16 protein-coding genes are annotated in these 18,703 nt (G+C 47.6%); all 16 read left to right on the top strand.

Annotated elements, in window-relative coordinates:
* Window positions 1–177: 177 nt before the first annotated feature.
* The 16 genes from GON05_RS32260 (at window position 178) to GON05_RS32185 (ending at window position 18,692) form a co-directional block, all read left to right on the top strand.
* Window positions 178–2,538 (top strand): helix-turn-helix domain-containing protein, encoded by a 2,361-nt coding sequence (locus GON05_RS32260; RefSeq protein ID WP_157325244.1) that lies wholly within the window; start codon window positions 178–180, stop codon window positions 2,536–2,538.
* A 255-nt stretch (window positions 2,539–2,793) separates the two neighbouring features.
* Window positions 2,794–4,434, top strand: coding sequence for a type 2 periplasmic-binding domain-containing protein (locus GON05_RS32255; RefSeq protein WP_157325241.1), 1,641 nt, complete (start codon window positions 2,794–2,796; stop codon window positions 4,432–4,434).
* A gap of 60 nt (window positions 4,435–4,494) precedes the next feature.
* On the top strand, window positions 4,495–5,460 hold the full coding sequence (locus GON05_RS32250; RefSeq protein ID WP_157325240.1) for an ABC transporter permease: 966 nt from the start codon (window positions 4,495–4,497) through the stop codon (window positions 5,458–5,460).
* A gap of 30 nt (window positions 5,461–5,490) precedes the next feature.
* Window positions 5,491–6,369: a carbohydrate ABC transporter permease gene (locus GON05_RS32245; protein WP_157325238.1), complete on the top strand. Its 879-nt coding sequence runs from the start codon at window positions 5,491–5,493 to the stop codon at window positions 6,367–6,369.
* 42 nt (window positions 6,370–6,411) lie between these two features.
* Window positions 6,412–7,548 carry a glycoside hydrolase family 88 protein gene (locus tag GON05_RS32240; RefSeq protein WP_157325236.1) on the top strand — a complete coding sequence of 379 codons (1,137 nt, stop codon included), beginning with the start codon at window positions 6,412–6,414 and terminating at the stop codon, window positions 7,546–7,548.
* A 216-nt stretch (window positions 7,549–7,764) separates the two neighbouring features.
* Window positions 7,765–9,561: a sensor histidine kinase gene (locus tag GON05_RS32235; RefSeq protein ID WP_157325234.1), complete on the top strand. Its 1,797-nt coding sequence runs from the start codon at window positions 7,765–7,767 to the stop codon at window positions 9,559–9,561.
* Entirely contained in the window at window positions 9,533–11,134 is a 1,602-nt protein-coding gene (locus GON05_RS32230) for a response regulator (RefSeq protein ID WP_181646305.1), read from the top strand. Before GON05_RS32235 ends, GON05_RS32230 begins: the two co-directional genes overlap by 29 nt.
* Before the next feature lie 211 nt (window positions 11,135–11,345).
* Window positions 11,346–12,242: a carbohydrate ABC transporter permease gene (locus tag GON05_RS32225; RefSeq protein ID WP_157325231.1), complete on the top strand. Its 897-nt coding sequence runs from the start codon at window positions 11,346–11,348 to the stop codon at window positions 12,240–12,242.
* 13 nt (window positions 12,243–12,255) lie between these two features.
* Complete coding sequence (locus tag GON05_RS32220) at window positions 12,256–13,086, top strand: carbohydrate ABC transporter permease (RefSeq protein WP_157325229.1); 831 nt, start codon at window positions 12,256–12,258, stop codon at window positions 13,084–13,086.
* Window positions 13,087–13,197: 111 nt separating this feature from the next.
* Window positions 13,198–14,526 (top strand): ABC transporter substrate-binding protein, encoded by a 1,329-nt coding sequence (locus GON05_RS32215; protein WP_157325227.1) that lies wholly within the window; start codon window positions 13,198–13,200, stop codon window positions 14,524–14,526.
* An 87-nt stretch (window positions 14,527–14,613) separates the two neighbouring features.
* Entirely contained in the window at window positions 14,614–15,531 is a 918-nt protein-coding gene (locus GON05_RS32210) for a dihydrodipicolinate synthase family protein (RefSeq protein WP_157325225.1), read from the top strand.
* Window positions 15,532–15,568: 37 nt separating this feature from the next.
* The gene (locus tag GON05_RS32205; protein WP_157325829.1) at window positions 15,569–16,264 is read left to right on the top strand and encodes an N-acetylmannosamine-6-phosphate 2-epimerase; all 696 of its coding nucleotides are present in this window, start codon (window positions 15,569–15,571) and stop codon (window positions 16,262–16,264) included.
* Window positions 16,261–16,398: a hypothetical protein gene (locus tag GON05_RS32200; protein WP_157325223.1), complete on the top strand. Its 138-nt coding sequence runs from the start codon at window positions 16,261–16,263 to the stop codon at window positions 16,396–16,398. The genes GON05_RS32205 and GON05_RS32200 overlap by 4 nt, the downstream gene beginning before the upstream one ends.
* A gap of 21 nt (window positions 16,399–16,419) precedes the next feature.
* Window positions 16,420–17,241, top strand: a complete 822-nt coding sequence (locus GON05_RS32195) for an ROK family protein (protein WP_258567570.1) — start codon at window positions 16,420–16,422, stop codon at window positions 17,239–17,241.
* Window positions 17,238–17,723 carry a NanQ anomerase/TabA/YiaL family protein gene (locus tag GON05_RS32190; RefSeq protein WP_157325219.1) on the top strand — a complete coding sequence of 162 codons (486 nt, stop codon included), beginning with the start codon at window positions 17,238–17,240 and terminating at the stop codon, window positions 17,721–17,723. Before GON05_RS32195 ends, GON05_RS32190 begins: the two co-directional genes overlap by 4 nt.
* A 6-nt stretch (window positions 17,724–17,729) precedes the next feature.
* A complete protein-coding gene (locus GON05_RS32185; protein WP_157325217.1) occupies window positions 17,730–18,692 on the top strand; it encodes an acetylxylan esterase in 963 nt (320 codons plus the stop codon).
* Window positions 18,693–18,703: the final 11 nt, after the last annotated feature.

The raw sequence follows: 18,703 nt of genomic DNA, 5'->3' as shown, positions 1-18,703 counted from the left end.
AACAACGCGATTGGACAATTTATGCATTCCCTTTTATAGCGGGGAGCCATTATAGTAAAAAGAGTCGTACTGGCAGAATTCACGCTTTACGGCTTATTCGCAATGTGTGAGAATACGAGGTATGGGGCAGCTGAATTGCATGCTTACGAACACGATGAACCCCAAAGGAGAGAGCGCATGCCAATCAAAATCAATCTGTGGAAAAAGCGCAAAAGCGTCATTTTTACATGGCTAATTTCCTATAGCGCTGTCTTTATCATTCCGATTCTCATGAGCCTCATTTTGTACAGAGAGTCTAGCAATACACTTCGCAGCGAAATTCATCGAGCGAACGATACGATGCTTCAACAGGTGAGAGAAACGATCGATACGCAGGTTGAAATGATGCAGCGTTTGAGTATGGAGCTGACTTGGAATACAAGAGTTCAAAGCTTGATTTATACCCGCATGTCCAGCAGTGATGAGCAATATACCGCCTATCAGGTGGCGAAGGAGTTTCAAATGTACCAGACCTCCTATGCCAATGTCGATCAATTTTATGTGACCTGGGAAGCGGAGAATACCGTTCTGTTGCCTAGCTCTACACGTGACTATCAAGCGGGCTTTGAAACCATTCACGATACAGGCGTGATTAGCTATGCCGATTGGCTGAAGCTGGTGAAGATGAACAGGAGCACGATTTTTACCGTCCTGCCACGCAAGGATTCCGCTTATTCGAAGCAATCCCTCGCGCTGATCACTCGGCTTCCGGCAGGGTCGGGAAGCAGGCCGACAGGCTCCGTGGTTGTTATGGCGGATGTGGAGCGTTTTAATAAAGCGATTGCAAAGGTGCAGTCTTTTAGCGGCGGGTATGTGTACGTATTGGATGAAGCGCATAAAGTATTGCTGTCGAATACGAGCACGGGGCTCCCGCCTTCCGTTCTGGACCAGTTGGGCAGGTCGGAAAGCGGCGTCATTTATACCAAAACCAGCGACGAACAGTCGGAGATTTACTATCTGAACTCTGAGGTCTCGAAGCTGACCTATATATCTGTTATTCCGAGCAAAGTCTATTGGCAAAAAGCCGTCTATGTCCGCAATGTGATGTACATTAGCGTAGCCATTTCCCTCATCGGGGCGGCCATTTTGACGCTTTTCTTCATGCGGCGTAACTATTCACCGATTCAGCGTCTGGTGAAAGTATTGGCCGGGGCCGAAGCGGTCCAGGGCAGCCAACAAGAGGGGAATGAGCTCAGCTTCATTCACCGTGCCGTTTCCGATACGCTCAGCGAGAAGGAAGCGATCCGGGTTCAGCTGCAGCAGCAGCATAACATGCTGCGCTCAAACATGCTGGCGCGCCTGCTGAAGGGCCGGCTGGACGGGCCGATTCCGCTGCAGGAGTCGCTGAATTCGCATCAGATCGAGCTGCTGTCCGAAGATTTTGCGGTTCTGTTGTTCTTTATGGAAGCTCCCGAGGAGGTCAACATCAGCATTTCGTCCATCGGGCCGTATGAAAAGAGCCGGTTGGCACAGTTTATTTTGACCAATGTAGTGGAAGAGTTGGTCGGCATGCGCGGGCATCGCGGCTATGTCGCCGAAGTGGACGATATGCTTGCTTGCATTGTGAATTTCTCTTCAGAGGAGGAAGAGGGGCGCTTGCAGCAGCTCGTATCGATTTCGGAGGAGGCGCAGCATTTTCTGCTGGAACGCTACCGGATGAAGCTGACGCTGTCCATTTCACGGGCGCATTCCACGATTCCAGGCATTGCAGCCGCATACCAAGAAGCTATGGATGCGATGGAATACAAGCTGGTGCTTGGCAAGCAGAAAATTATCGCCTATGAACAGCTGCGCAAGGAGCCGATGACCGGCTACTATTATCCGCTGCAAATTGAGCAGAGGCTGATGAACTTTATTAAAATCGGCGATTTGGCGCATGCGCGAGAAGTGTTGGACGAGGTTGTTGATCGCAATTACGGGAACTCTTCGATGACGTCCGTGACGCTGGTTCGTTGTTTGATGTTTGATTTAATTTCGACGATGATGAAAACGATCCATGAGCTCGGTGAAGTCGATGAAAGCTTTCTCGCGGAGCATCCGAACTGGATGGAGACGATGGCGAGCAGCGATACCGTCAAGGAAATGGTGGAGCAGCTGAATCTGCTGCTGGAAGATGTGTGCGCATATACGGCAGCGAAGCTGGACGTTAGCATTTCCAAAGGGCGCGCAGAATCGCTGCGAGAGTTGATTAATAAGGTGAATGTCTATGTGGAAACTCATTATCAGGATATGGATTTGAATGTGGGAATGCTCGGTGACCAATTTCAGTTAAAAGCGAGCTACTTGTCTAAGCTATATAAAGAGCAGACGGGTGAAGGGCTGCTTGATTATATTAATCGTGTGCGGGTGGAGCAGGCTAAAGCGCTGCTGGGCTTTACGGATCAGCCGATTGTCGATATCGGCAAGCTGGTTGGCTTCAATGAAGCGGCGACGTTTATCCGGGTATTCAAAAAGTTTGAGGGCATTACGCCTGGCAAGTTTCGAGAGCTGCGGGGCTAGACGGGCGGCCACTTCGGTGGGTGCCTGTTTTTCATACATGAGGGGGAAGCGATGTATTCGGCCTCAGTCAGCGAAATAGCGGCATGTCATTCGTTTTGCCATACAATTGGCGTTTTTATGCATGTCGGCGCCTGTTTTAACAACGAAATTGGAGCTTTTGGATATATCTTTTTGGGTTGGATGGCGTCAATATGAAGCCTGTAAAGACCGAAGCGTTCTACCGACGCTGTATACAACAAAGGGAGGTAAGCAGTTATGCAAGCAACGAAAAAAATCGTAACATTAGCCACACTGCTGGCGCTGTCGGGCTCCGTGCTCGCGGCTTGTTCTAAGGAAGCGCCTGCCGATCAGCCGAAGGATGGAGCAAGCTCTTCCCCACCGGCAACGGCTGCAGGTACATTCAGCTATCCGATGAAATCGGATAAAACCCTCACGTATTGGGCGGAGCTCAACGGGAATATCGGCAGCGTGAAGCCTACGTTCCAGGAGGTGCCGTTCTTCCAAGAGTGGCAGAAGCGGACAGGCGTCAATCTAAAATTTATTCAACCGCCTGCGAATCAAGCAAAAGAAGCACTGAACGTGCTGCTGGCCTCCGGCGAGCTGCCTGACATGATCGAATATTCGTGGAGCTCCGCTTTCCCAGGCGGTCCGGAAAAGGCGATCAACGACGGCTACATTTTAAAGTTGAATGATGCGATCGATAAGTATGCGCCGAACTTGAAGAAGTATTTGAAAGAGCACCCGGAAGTGGATAAGCAAATTAAAACCGACAGCGGCAGCTATTATGCCTTCCCGTTCATTCGCGGCGATGACCTGCTCAAAACATACCAAGGCCCGATCATTCGGAAGGACTGGCTGGACGAGCTTGGCTTGCCGATGCCGCAAACGATCGACGATTGGTATAACGTGCTGAAAGCGTTTAAGGAAAAGAAAGGCGTAGCGGCACCGCTGACGTTCCTGGGTATGCCAACGGCATTGTTTGGCCTGGATGGCGGTGCGTTCATTGGGGCGTTCGGGGTCATCAAGAACTTCTACCAAGAAGACGGCAAAATCAAGTACGGCCCGATGGAGCCCGGCTATAAGCAATTCCTGGCTACGATGCAGAAGTGGTATGCCGAGGGCTTAATCGATAAAAACATCGCCACTGTGGATACCAAAACGATGGATTCCAACATGACGTCCGGCAAAAGCGCGGCGACGGTATGGAATTCCGGGGCGGGCATTGGCAAATGGCAGCCGATCGTGAAGGAGAAAGAGCCGAAGGCGCAATTTGCTCCAGCTCCCTATCCTGTGATGAAGAACGGCGATAAGCCGAAGTTCGGACAAAAAGACTTTGCTTTTGTACCGACGGGCGGCGTTGCGATTACGGCTAATTCGAAAAATGTGGAAACAGCCGCACGTTTGCTTGACTACGCTTACGGTGAAGAAGGCCACAATTTCTTCAACTTCGGGGTTGAAGGTATGAGCTACAAGATGGACAACGGGTATCCGAAGTATACGGATTACGTCATGAAGAACCCGGATAAGCTCGCGCCTGCGCAAGCACTTGCGATGTATGCTCGCTCCGGCTATAACGGTCCGTTCGTACAGGACAAAAGGTATATCGAGCAGTACTTGACGATGCCGGAGCAAAAAGACGGGATCACGGTGTGGTCCAACACGGATGCAGAGAAATATCTGCTGCCGCCGATCACGCCTACGCCGGATGAAAGCACGGAGTTTGCGACAATTATGAACGACGTGAATACGCTTGTCGGCGAGATGTCGTTGAAAATTATTTTGGGCTCCGAGCCGATTGATTCGTTCGACAAGTATGTGGATAAAATCAAATCGCTCAAAATTGAACGCGCCATCGATATCGAGAAAGCTGCTTTAGATCGTTACAACAAGCGTTAATCCGTTTGACAAGGAGAGGTGTTATGCCTCTCCGCACTTATAAATAGAGGAGTGTTGAGCATGAACCGGAACCTGCAGACAACCGCTGCACCTGCTGCTCCGACCCGTACCGGTTCTTTACGGAGAACTGTTGCGAAAGACTTTATCACGAATAAATATTTGTATCTCATGATTTTACCTGTATTGGCGTATTACGTCTTGTTTCACTATGCTCCGATGTACGGCGCGTTGATCGCCTTTAAAAATTACTCACCCATGAAGGGGATTATGGACAGCCCATGGGTCGGGTTAGCCCATTTTGAGAGCTTCTTCAGCAGCTATTATTTTTGGCGAATTTTTAAAAACACGATTCTCATCAGTTTATATTCGCTTTTGTTTGAATTTCCGATGCCGATTCTGCTTGCCCTGCTTCTGAACGAAGTGAAGAATAAAACCTTCAAAAAGACAGCGCAGTCCATTACTTACATGCCTTATTTCATCTCTATGATCGTGATCTGCGGGATGATTAAGGATTTCACGAACAGTGGCGGCTTTATTAATACATTTTTTGTCTCGGTGATGGGGACGGATGGTCAGGCGATGCTGCAAAAGCCGGAACTGTTCCGCTCGCTTTATGTGATCTCGGACATTTGGCAGCGCATAGGCTGGGAGTCCATTATTTACATGGCGGCCCTCACGGGCATTGATCAGGAGCAATACGAAGCAGCGCGGATTGACGGCGCCTCCAGAATGCAGCAGATTTGGAACATTACGTTACCGGGTATTTTGCCAGTCATTGTCATTATGTTTATTTTACGGTCGGGGAATCTGTTGAATGTCGGATTTGAAAAAATTATTCTGCTCTACAATCCTGTCGTGTACGAGACAGCGGACGTGATTTCTTCTTTTGTGTACCGAAAAGGTTTGCTCGAATTTAACTGGAGCTACAGCTCGGCTGTCGGGTTGTTTAACTCAGTTTTGAATCTCATTCTGCTGATTGCGGCGAACAGGTTTAGTAAGAGGATGACGGACAACAGCTTGTGGTAGGTTGATTTTAAGGAGAAAGGAAGTACTCGAATGTCGATCCATTCCAAATGGGAAGAACGTATTTTTAACACGGTGATTTATACGGTACTAACGTTTCTGATGGCGGCTACGATTTATCCGCTGCTGCATGTGTTGTTCGCTTCGTTCAGCGATGCCAACCGAATTGTGTCTCACGAAGGTGTCTTGTGGCGGCCGCTCGGCTTTAATATTGAAGCGTATAAGCTTGTTTTTTCAAATTCTGCGATTATCGTCGGTTACGGGAACACGCTGTTTATTGTGATTGTCGGCGTTGTGTTTAATCTGCTTTTGACAGCGCTTGGCGCTTTCGTGCTTTCCCGCAAGAACGTGTTCTGGAGCAAATGGATTATGTTCTTCATTCTGTTCACGATGTTCTTCAGCGGCGGGTTGATTCCGATGTATTTGATTGTCAAAGGCGTTGGTTTGCTCGATTCGCTATGGTCTATCATCATTCCTTTTGCTGTGAGCACATTCAATCTCATCATCATGCGGACGGCTTTCGCGTCCATTCCCGATGCGCTTGAGGAGTCGGCGAAGATCGATGGGGCGAATCATTTTGTGCTGCTGTTCCGGATTATTATCCCGCTGTCGCTGCCAACGCTGGCCGTCATTGCCTTGTATTATGCGGTCGATAAGTGGAACGGCTGGTTCTATGCATCGATTTTTTTGAAAGATCGGGATTTGTTTCCGCTGCAGATTATTTTGCGGGAAATTCTCATTTCGAACTCCACCGATAGCATGTCTTCGGGGACAGGCGGGGATATGTTCCAGATTGGGGAAACGATCAAATATGCCACGATTGTTGTGGCGACGCTGCCGATTCTCTGCGTGTATCCGTTCTTGCAGCGCTTTTTCATTAAAGGCGTTATGGTCGGGGCTGTGAAGGGGTAGTTGGGTGAGGCCGATTGGCACAAAAGAAAGGGGCGTTTACCGATGTGGGTAGAAGCGTTGGAGCATGCTGTGGAGAAGACACGGCTTAATATTAGTAAATTCGGGGAGTTGTTCCCCTGGACCGGACTTGACGGCGGCGATTATAAAAGAAGTGATCATCAGGATTGGACGGAGGGCTTCTGGTCCGGGATGCTTTGGTTAAGCTATGAGGCTTCGGGCGACCGTGTGTTTCGGGATGCGGCCGTCCGTACGGTGCACAGCTTTCGTCGCCGGTTAGACACATTCAAGGTGCTGGATCACCATGATATTGGCTTTCTGTATTTGCCTTCGGCGGTAGCTTGGTGGACGTTGGAGGGAGAGCGGGAGGCACAGGAGCTGGGTTTGGCAGCGGCGAATACTTTGCTGAAAAGATGGCGCCCGGCTGGCGGGTATATCCAGGCGTGGGGCCCTGCGGGTGATCCGAAAAATGGAGGTCGGATCATTATCGACTGTCTGCTGAACCTTCCTTTGTTGTACTGGGCGTATGAACAGACAGGGGATCAGCAGTATCTGGATGTTGCTGTGGCTCATGCGGAGAAGAGCCGCCGGTATTTGGTGCGAGGGGATGATTCGTCGTACCATACGTTCTATTTTAACCAGGAGAATGGGGAGCCTGTCGGTGGTGGTACTCACCAGGGCTACCATGACGGGTCCACGTGGACGCGCGGGCAGGCGTGGGGCATCTATGGCTTCATTCTTTCGTACAAGTATACGAAGAATCCGGTGTATTTGGAGGCCTCGCGACGGATGGCCGCCTACTTTATCTCGCGTCTGCCGGAGGATCAGGTGACGTATTGGGATTTTGACGTGCCAGTCGGCGAGGGCACATCGCGGGACAGCTCCGCGACGGCGATTGCCTGCTGCGGCATGCTGGAGCTTGTGGGTTGCCTGTCGGAGGGAGACCCCGACCGGGAGCGGTTCGAGCAGGCGGTGTTCCGATGCATGAAGTCGCTCACGGAGAACTACTTGACGAGCGACGAACCGGAGGCAGAGGGCTTGCTCCGCCATGGCTCGTACCATGTGCGGGGCGGTATGTCGCCGGATGACTTCGTCATCTGGGGGGACTACTTCTACATGGAAGCGCTGATGCGGCTTGTTCATGAAGTGCCAGGGTACTGGTACGAAAGAGATTTAGGGTAATGAAGAGGCTGTCCCAAAAGTCATCGAAATGACTTCTGGGACAGCCTCTCATTTCTTTATATATGTCAATGCTCTAAATTGTGCCTTTACGCATAGTGTGGTAGACTTCACCTAAAAGTTGCTCTTCGTTTTCGTTCTCAAATTGGAGAATGAGGGAGGAAGGCAGGTAAATTTTAAGCAGAGTGGGGTCGCGCCATGCAATGGGTGAAAAAATCAATGCAACGCTGGAATTCTATTCACAACCAGATTCTTTTTTTCATTCTATTGTTTCTCATTATTCCCCTATTTATTAGCGCCTTTTGGATCGATAAGCCTCTGGAGCGCGTTATTGAGAATAAAATTGGCAATGCGACATCAGAAGCTTTGTACCAAATCGATTTCAACATTGAGTTATTACTGCAGGATATGCTGAAATCCGCGGTAGATATCTCAACGAACCCCAATATCACCTCCCTGCTGAAACAGCCGAATTCCGTCACGTATTATGAAAAGCTGCGGCTTGCAGATAACGCAATGAATAAGCTTTATTCTTCTTATTTTTCGGAAAGTTATGTAACTTTGCTCGATATGCACGGCAATTGGTTAAGCAACAAAATTGTCCAACAAGATTTATATGACGAGTATATTCAATCGGACTGGTATAAAGAAATGTTAAAAGAACCATTTGGCATTAGCTGGATGGCGAATGACAGCCGCAATTATATTTATTATGACAAGAGTCAGCTCGTTACGCTGATTAAAACCATTACAGATGTGCAAACCAATCAAAACATCGGGATCGAGCTTTTTAGCGTAAGCGAAAGTGATTTTCGCAAGTACATGTCGAAATTGGACGGCAATGTCATGATCATGGACCAACAGGGGAAGATCATTTCCAGCTCCATGAAAGCGGGCATGGATCCCATAGAGGTTTTACCAGAGGATGTCTCCAAAATATGGGACTCCTCCAAAGGGCAGCTGATTGTGGAAAAAAATCATCAGAAATGGATTGCCAGCTTTGACACGATTGGGTTAACCGGCTGGAAATTAATACAGTTTATTCCTTACGATACGGTGTTTAAAGAAATATTTGATTTGCGAAGAACGAATATGATCACGGTCGGGATCATTGTCATCGTGTTTATGCTGCTCGCGTTCAGCATATCTTACCGAGTATCCAAGCCGGTCAAGCTTTTAAATAAACGAATGAAAGAAATAGAGAAAAACGATTTTAACAGCTCCTTGGCGCTTTCGGGTCCCAATGAAATTGCTACGCTGATCGATACCTATAACCACATGGCCAGACAAATCCGGGACCTGCTTCAAAGGCTGAAGGAGGAATATGTGCAGAAAGAAGAAATGCGTTTTCGAGCGCTTCAGGCGCAGATTAACCCGCATTTTATTTTGAATACGTTGAACAATATCAAATGGATGGCATACATCCGCAATGACCGGGAAGTCGGGGAGATGCTGTCCAGCCTGGGAAGTATGATGGAAGCGAGTATAGGAAGAGGAGAAACGTTGATTTCGCTTAAAGAGGAAATGGACTATGTTCAGCATTATATTACTCTAATGAAATTGAGATACAACGATAAATTGAGTGTCGAGTTTCATATTCCCGACCCCTTAATGAAGCAGGAAGCCATCAAATTTATGCTCCAGCCCATTATAGAGAATAGCATTCACCATGGGATTGAGCCGATGGAAGGGAGAGGGGTTATTACCATTAAAGCTGTGGCTGACCAAGAGCATAATCAAATGATTTTAACCGTGACAGACAATGGTATAGGGATCCATCCGGACAAAATTGATGATATCAATCTGATCTTGTTGCAAGGACATGGACAAGGACATGGTGCATCGCAAAGTATCGGTATCAGGAATGTGCATGAGCGCATCCGGCTTCAATACGGGGAAGGGTACGGTTTGCATATTCAAAGTAAGGCGAACGAGACGACGGTCGAGTTCAACTTGCCGCTCAAAACAATTGAAGAAGGGAATGCTTATGCCTCTGAAAGTACTGCTCGTAGATGACGAATTTTTGGTTCGATTAGGTATAAAATCATTGATTGACTGGGAGCAGCACCAGTTGACCTATGTCGGGGATGCACAGGATGGTTTGGAAGCCTTGGAGATTATCGAGAAGACGAGGCCCGATATCATACTGACCGACATTGTCATGCCTAGAATGAACGGTATTGAGCTGATTGAGAAAGTGAAGAGCGAATATCCGGATACGCATATCATTGTGCTCAGTTCTCATAATGATTATGAATATGTGCGGAAAGCAATGAAATTGGGAGTAGAAGACTATATTTTGAAAGCGTCATTAAAGCCTGAAGAGCTTTTGCAAATGCTGCTTGAGGTTTCCAAGAAAATTTCGTCAAGCCGTGAGGTTCGGCAGCGTCAAATCGATACAAAGCCCGCGGTGGAAGTGAGTGAAAATGGAGGTTCGCGGCAGCTGAAGCAGTGGATTTTTCAGGGGAATGTCAAAGCGGAAGAAACGCAGGTTGCGGAAAAAGATAAAGCATTCTTTCTAAATGGCTATGTGTTTGTACTGATAACCATTCATCGCAATCAGCGCCGAACGGATAGCTCGGACAAGATGAAGTTCATGAATCTTATTTCCTTACAGCTGGACAAAAGCACAGAGGGCATATTTCAAGATGTGAATGAGGAAGAAATCGTCCTGCTTTTACCCAAAAAGAAGGAGGGAATCCTTCCCGTTGACGAGGCGATCAGGTTCGGCAAGGAGATCATGGAGGCCGCAAGAAGATTTATTAATCTGTCTCTTAGCATAGGGATCAGTGAAGGGTCTCAAGGTATAGAGAGTCTGCCAGACGTATACTCGAAGGCGAAACGCGCGCTCCAAAATTATTTTTATGAAGGAAAAGAAAAGGTTTATTTATATGGGGAGCACTTGGATAATATTCCGGTGGGGAATGTGATACCGCAAGAGGATGAGACGGTATTGAAAGTCGAATTGGACCGTATGAACGCGGCGGGGATCAAGCAAGTATTGGACAGAATTTTCGAACGGATGGAATTGTGGAAGGGTCCTGTCGAGAAGTGCATCCAATTGTGTCTACATCTGCTGCATACGATTCAGAACGGCCTCAAACCTTATCAGGAAGACCTGTTCAAAGAGCTTGAGCAGGAGGAACCCCTATATAAACAAGTCCTTAAGTTTGATGAACTAAGCAAGGCGAAACAATGGTTCGAACAACTCATTGATGATTGCTGCGGTCAGGGGAAAGCATTGGGGGGAGGAAACTTCCGGGAAGATATTCAACAATTGATTCTTTACATGAAATCCAATTATACAGAGGACATCTCTTTGAGGCATGCCGCCGAACGAGTCAGGATGAGTGAAAATTATTTGAGTTATTTGTTTAAAAAAGAAACGCAGGTCGGTTTTTCGGAATATCTCAATCAAATTCGTGTAGGAAAAGCAGCGGAATTATTGCTTGAATCCAAGCTGCCTGTGTATGCGATTGCAGAAAAGGTAGGCTATGAGAACTTCAATTATTTTGGCCGAATCTTTAAGAAAACGATGGGTGTAAGCCCTCAACAATACCGTGTAAAGTTCAAATCCTCCTTATCCTAAGGGGGATTTGTTGTATTTGTTTGCCCATTCGTAAAAAAGTGAACAATGATCGTGGAAAAGTGAACAGCCGTAAAAACTCCTTATTTTTATGAACAAAACCGATAGATACGTTCCTGTTTTATAAAGTTTCCGTAACCTATAATAATTTCTGTAAGCGCTATACAAAAAGAAAAACAACTAGAATAACAGATTATGATTTGGAGGGGTGAAGATGACGACCAGAGTTGCTAAGGCGTCGCGGCGGTCTATTCGAGGTGAATATTGGGGGCTCTTTTTTATTGCTCCATTCGCTATTTTGTTTCTTATTTTTGAGATTTACCCGATTGTAAACGCCTTCTATCTTAGTTTTTTTGATTACGGACTAGGGCAGAAGGAATGGATTGGGCTTGGTAACTATGCGGAATTGATGTCAGATCGCGTATTTTTACGCTCCATCGCCAACACATTTGGTTTTGTTATCGGCACGGTGCCATTGACATTTATTTTCGCCATATTTGCAGCTGTGCTCATTTATGGCAAACATAAGCATATTGCCTCTTTCTTCAGAGGTGCGTTTTACTTGCCGATCATCACTTCTCAAGTCATTCTTTCCTTGATTTGGGCTTGGATCTATAGCCCTGTGAACGGGATTGCCAACTATGCCTTATCCTTGTTCGGAGCAAAGCCCGTCATGTGGCTCTCTGATGAACGCGTAGCCTTATTAGCGCTGATTCTAGTCGTTGTGACCTTTAACGTGGGACAACCTATTATTTTACTATTGGCTGCTTTGGGTAACATATCTCCTGAGTACTATGAGGCCGCGGATATCGATGGGGCTTCAGCGCCCAGAAAGTTCTGGCACATTACGCTGCCGCTCTTGAAACCGACTTCATTGTATATTCTGGTCATGTCAACGATATGGGCCTTCCAAACCTTTGTTGTTGTACAAATGCTAACGGGCGGCGGACCCAACTACGCCACTTCCACGATTATGTTTTTGTTATATGAAACCGCATTCGTGTATGGAAAGCTTGGCGCAGCCTCTGCAATGGGCATCATTATTACTGTCTTGATTTCGATTGTGGCTGTAGTTCAGTTTAAGCTCATGAAGTCAGATATTCAATACTAAGGGAGGAGTACTCATGGCTAAATCATCTTACTTGATCATGAAGGTATTGGGGAATATCCTTCTGTATGTGTCTGCCGCATTGTTTATCTTTCCGCTGTATTGGATGGTTACCGGTGCTTTTAAGAACCAGTCTTCCAGTGTCAAAATCCCACCTGACTGGATTCCTACAAAAATAACGATGGCGAACTTCTCCAATCTGATCAATGACGGCTCCATCTTTTATTGGTTATATAATAGCGGCTTCGTGTCTGTTATTGCCACAGTTGGCGTTGTTCTCATTGCATCCATGGCGGGTTACGCTTTAACCAAGCGTAAATTCAAAGGCTCTGAATTTTTCTTTAGTGCCGTTTTAATTGCCATGTTCATTCCCAGACAAATTACACTTGTCCCTTTATTTACGATGATGCGGGACCTTGGTCTGGTGAACAATTTGGCTAGTGCCATTTTGCCGGTGTTGACCATCCCGTTTGCGGTATTCATGATGAAGCAATTCAGCGAATCCGTGCCGACCGAGCTGCTGGAAGCCGGAAGAATCGATGGCTGCTCTGAAATCGGATTATTTTTCAAACTGTTCTTTCCGATCATTAAACCGGCCATTGGCGCGCTTGCGATCTTTACATTTACGTATGCCTGGAACGATTACCTCTGGCAGCTGATTATGCTCAGCGATAAGACCAAAATGACGATAAATGTGGGTATTTCAACACTCGTATCGGAGTATGTGGCCAATTATGGGCTGCAAATGGCTGCCGCATCGCTTGGTTTTATACCGGTATTCATTATTTTCATCAGTTTTCAGAAATATTTCGTTAAAGGCATCACACTTGGCGGTGTAAAGGGTTAAATTTCAAATTGCCCCTAGGATACTACTGTAGGAGGTGAGCCTTCGCCCAACTGAGTAAGAGAATTGTTTTACGGTTTCCGATTTGATGAATGAAAAATTGGAGGGGTTTACATGAAAAAGCTTGCCATTACTTTGTTGTCATCTGCGTTAGTTCTAACAGCTGCCGCGGGATGCGCCAAAACAGACGAGAAAAAAAATGCGGGCAATGCGCCGGCAGCGACAACAGGTTCGAAAGAGAAAGTAGAGCTCACTTGGTGGGTGGATGCACGCGGAGATGTGAAGCAAGTCTATGATGACATCAAAGCAGGATTTGAAAAAGCGAATCCAAATGTGAAAATTAACATGGTTGTAACGCCGGACGACAAAATCAATGAACGAATCAGCGTCGCCGCCAATACGAACGAAGTTCCAGACATTCAACAAGGTTCATTCTTCTGGCCATTGTCTTATGCCAAAAAGGGCCTGCTGGTTCCGCTTGACGATATTATCGACAAACAAGATTTCGAAGAAAAAACGTTGAAATCCGTTTCGGTTGACAACAAGGTCTATATTTATCCAAACAGTACGGTCGCTATCGGGTTATTAGTGAATAAAGATTTATTCAAGGAAAAAGGTGCACTAGATCTTCTCCCGCAAAATATGCAGCCGTGGTCTTCCGAACAATTTCTAAAAGCAGCAAAGGCAGTGACGGATCCGTCGAAGCAAACTTACGGTTACGGGCTTTATGCTGGGGATTCCGGCGGTGACCAAGGAACTCATTCTATTTTATGGGGTTTTGGCGCAAAAACTTGGAATGATGATGATACGAAGGCAACTCTGAACTCGCCGGAAGGTGTGAAAGGGCTTGAATTCTTGACCAAGCTGACGGATGAGGGCGTGGTTCCGCCAGGCGCGGCAGGCCTAAAAGCGACTGCGGTATTCAACGATATGTTCGTTCAAGGCAAGCTTGGCATGGCGTTTGGAAATATCGGGAATTTACCGACGTTGAATAAAGCGTTTGCTGAAGGAAATGCCAAGAAATTCGATGTCGATATTGTTCCTTTCCCTTCCGTGGATGGAAAATCATCAAACACAGTATTGTTTGGTTATGGAACTTGGATGTGGAATACGAAAAATGAAGTGAAAATGAAATGGGCCAAAGAGTTTGTGAAATTTGCGAACAACCCGGAAAACATGGGCAAGATGACTCAAGCGGAATCCGTCATTGTAGCGCGCAAATCGCTTGCGAAAAGTTATGAGGCCGGCACAATGAAAAGCAAAACCATCGAATTGTTCAAATACGCAGGAGACATCGGTGTGTCCGTTCCAGGTTACCCGCAAACTCGCGCTGCTTTCTACCCTGAGGTTCAGGCTGCATTGACGAAGGCCAAAACGGCTCAGCAAGCATTGGACGACTGGGTGAAGAAGTCAAACGATATTATTGCAGCTTCGTCGAAATAGATCTTTTATAAGCAAAAATACGTTTCCGGGGTTCGTACCACCGGAAACGTATTTCATTCAAGACAAAATCAAAGGAGAATGAACAACATGAAAACTTATGACTTAGATCGCTTCAAAGGTATAACAGTAGCTATGTATTCTTGCTATGACGAGAAAGGCGAAGTGAGCAAGGAGGCAGCTAAAAAATTAGCTCGCCACTATGCCAATATTGGCGTGAATGGTTTATACGTGGGAGGCAGTTCCGGGGAAGGGATGCTTCAAAACGTCGAGGAACGGAAGCAAACGCTTGAGGCGGTTATGGAGGAAGTTGGCCAAGAAATGACGATCATCGCGCATGTTGGCGCACCTTCCACTAGAGATAGCGTCGAGCTATCCAAACATGCTGAGCAAGTAGGCGCTCATGCCATATCGGCCGTACCGTCGATTTATTACCGTTTGTCACCGCAAAGCGTTGAACATCACTGGCAACAGATGATAGACAGCACAACGCTGCCGTTCATTATCTATCATATTCCCCAGACGACAGGGTTTCAATTGTCCAAAGCTTTACTTACGAAAATGGCAGCTCAAGACAAAGTCATCGGTGTGAAAATATCGGCGGAAAGCACCTTTGAATTGCAGCAGTTTAAAGCGGCTGGAGGAGATGATTTCCTGGTCTTTAACGGTCCGGACGAGCAGTATTTGGCAGGCCGCAGCATTGGGGCGGACGGCGGTATCGGAGGCACATATGGCGTTATGCCAGAGTTATTTATGAAAATTGAACGGTGTTATGTTGAGGGAAAAGCGGAAGAAGCCCGCAAATGGCAATTTATTGTGAATGATCTGATTGCGGAACTGCTGTCCTTCCCGTCCTTGTATGGTGCTTGCAAAGAGATTCTGAAGCTGCGCGGTTTGAACACCGGCGAAGCGAGATTGCCGTTCTTGCCAGTTCCAGAGGCGGAAATGGGCCGTTTAGAAGCAATCAACGAGAAAATGATGGCGTATATCAACCAAGCTCAAGTCTAATTCATTTATGGGAGAGGGAGGATGACACATGAGTAGAATGAGCAGCATTTTTCCTGAAAAAGGGTTAATTGTTTCCTGTCAGGCACTTGCAGACGAACCTTTGCACGGCGGCGACACGATGACGAAAATGGCAAGAGCCGCGGTGCAATCCGGCGCGATTGGCATTCGCACGAACGGTGTATTTGATATTCTTTGCATCAAACAAGAAGTTAATGTACCAGTTATCGGACTTATTAAACGAGATATTCCGGATTCGGCTATTTTTATTACCCCGACCCTTACAGAAGTAAAAGCCATCATTTCGGCTGGAGCGGATATTGTCGCTTTGGATGTCACGGACCGAGAGGGACGGTTGGAGGCTGTGAAGCCCTTGATTGCTTATGCTCATGAGCAAGGAGTTGCCGTTATGGCCGATGTTTCCACGCTGGAGGAAGGGCTGGCCGCGGAGAAACTGGGCGTAGATTTCATCGGAACGACACTTTCGGGTTACACGCCTTACAGCCGGCAGCAAGATGAGCCTGATTTCGAATTGTTGGCTCAATTGTGCGCGTCTGTTCAGGTTCCCGTCGTTGCAGAAGGCCGCATTTGGTCACCGGAGGATGCTGCTAAGGCGATACAAACCGGAGTCTCCTACGTTGTCGTCGGAAGCGCGATTACGCGTCCGCAGCTGATTACTTCGCGATATGTGAATGCTGTGCGTAATAGCATTGATTCGGGGGAAGTAAAGCGATGAGTGCCGGATGGTATGACGCTCAATCCGCTTATGCGATTGGTGTGGACATAGGCGGTACCAAAATCAATGCGGGCATCGTTAGTAGGTCGGGAGAGGTCCTTCATTCGCTTAGCCTCAGCACTTTAGTGGGGTAAACGCATACAGGCAATCGGGCAATGGAGGCGGTTGAAAAATTGCTCCAGAAAGTGGTGCTGGAGCAGCCCGACTTTCGGGTACGGGGCATCGGGATCGGAAGCGCCGGGCAGATTGAGTGGGCGAGCGGTCAAATTCGCTTTTCCTCCGATCTTATACCGGGTTATCAAGGTACGCAGCTTAAGAAGATCATGCAGGAAAGATTTCATCTGCCCGTACACGTCGACAACGATGTGAATGTACTCGCACTCACGGAAAAGCGTTTTGGAGCCGGTAAAGGGATAGATGATTTTATATGCCTTGCTCTCGGAACCGGGGTAGGGGGAGCTATTGTCGTTAATGGCCGCTTGGTGCATGGCGCTTGGGGCGCGGCAGGTGAACTTGGCCATATGTCCGTTAATTTTCAAGGTCCCCTCTGCATATGCGGAGGGAGGGGCTGCTTGGAGCAATACGCATCTGGGACTAGCATCGCCAGAAGGATGAAAGAAAAGCTGGTGACAGAGGGGCTTCCTGTGGAGGATGTGGACACGCGCCAAGTATTTACCCGATGGCATGCTGGAGAACCGCTCGCTAGTAGGATTATGGAAGAAACAATAGCCGCTCTAGGCACAGCTATCGCTTCGTTGATTCACACGTTTAATCCGGGGCTGATCGTCATCGGCGGCGGCGTTGCAGAAGCGGGTGAGCTTTTGTTTGACCGGCTGCGCCAAGAAGTGCGCAATCGAACAATGGCTTCTATGTTGGATGCCGTTCGTATCGAGCCGGCCTATAAAGGCAATTGGAGCGGCATGATCGGCGCGGCTTTGCAAATCTGGGAATACGCAGACGAAGGGGTGCAGCAATGATTATAGGAAATAAGGAAAATTGGAGTAAGGAACGCCAGTTTGTCCATCCAGTGCTTAGGAAAATCATAGATGAGGTACTAGGCGTGGATTTCTCCAAGATTGGGAATGGCAGATATACGTTACAAGGCGACGATATTTACTATACGGTTATGGAACTTACTGCAAGGGACGTGCAAGAAACCAGGGCAGAGAAGCACAACACGTATATCGACATTCACTTTTTGTTAGACGGCAAAGAAACGATCGGTTGGGCGGGAGAATCTGCTGAACTTATTGTGGTTGAAAGCAGCAAAGAGAATGATTATAGCTTGTACGATTCCGCTGCCGGGGAACAGTTCCTAGAGCTTACTCCAGGTATGTACGCTGTCTTTTATCCACATGATGTTCATAGGCCAGGTCTAATGGGAAAAGACGCCCCTGCTCCTTCCCGCATTCGGAAAGCTGTCGTGAAAGTCAACAAAGACCTTTTCATAGGAGGATAGTCCAGGATGCCTGTCGTTGATTTGTCGTTAGAGCAGTTGAAAACCTATGAAGGGCGTAATCCGAGGCCAATCGATTTTGACGCCTATTGGGATCAAGCGCTTCAAGAGATGCAGGCCGTTGATCCTTGTGTGGAACTCATTCCAGCTGAATTTCAAGTGCCTTCCGCTGAATGTTTTCACTTGTATTTTACATGTGTAAACGGTGCGCGTATTCACGCTAAATATGTGCGGCCCAAAACGGCGGGTGGACAGCATCCGGCTGTCCTGCAGTTTCATGGGTATTCCGGCTGCAGCGGGGACTGGTCGGAGATGTTGGCCTACACAGCGCTCGGCTGCTCAACCGCATGGCTTGATGTTCGCGGCCAAGGCGGGCTATCCGAAGATACAGGCGGTGTCGTCGGCAATACGTTGCGAGGCCATATTATCCGCGGATTGCAAGATCATAATCCGCACAAGCTGTTCTTCCGTCACGTGTTTCTGGATACGGCACAACTAGCCGCCATCTTCATGAACTTTCCGGAGGTGGATGCGGGCCGGGTTGGCGTTACCGGTTGGTCGCAAGGAGGCGCACTGGCGATTGCTTGTGCGGCGCTTGAGCCGAGAGTTCGCAAAGTGGCTTCGGTCTACCCCTTTTTGAGCGATTACAAGAGAGTTTGGGAAATGGATCTGGCGAGGGATGCGTATTGGGAGCTTCAGAATTTCTTCCGTTATTTCGATCCCCAGCATCTTCGAGAGGAAGAGTGGTTTACCAAACTGGGATATATCGATATACAAAATTTAGCACCGCGAATTCAAGCGGACGCATTGATTGGTGTTGGTCTGATGGATACGGTTTGTCCGCCATCCTCGCAATTTGCTGCCATCAATAAAATGAAAACATCGGTCAAACTTGAAATTTATCCGGATTTTGGTCACGAACCGATTCCAGGCTTGAAGGATCAGATTCTGCAATTTATGGCCCGTTTGTAGAACATAGCAGA

The sequence above is a fragment of the Paenibacillus anseongensis genome (genome assembly GCF_009757995.1).
GTDB lineage: Bacteria > Bacillota > Bacilli > Paenibacillales > NBRC-103111 > Paenibacillus_E > Paenibacillus_E chondroitinus.
The sequence above is the reverse complement of the archived record's forward strand: the minus strand, read 5'-3'. Positions and strand labels throughout refer to the sequence as shown.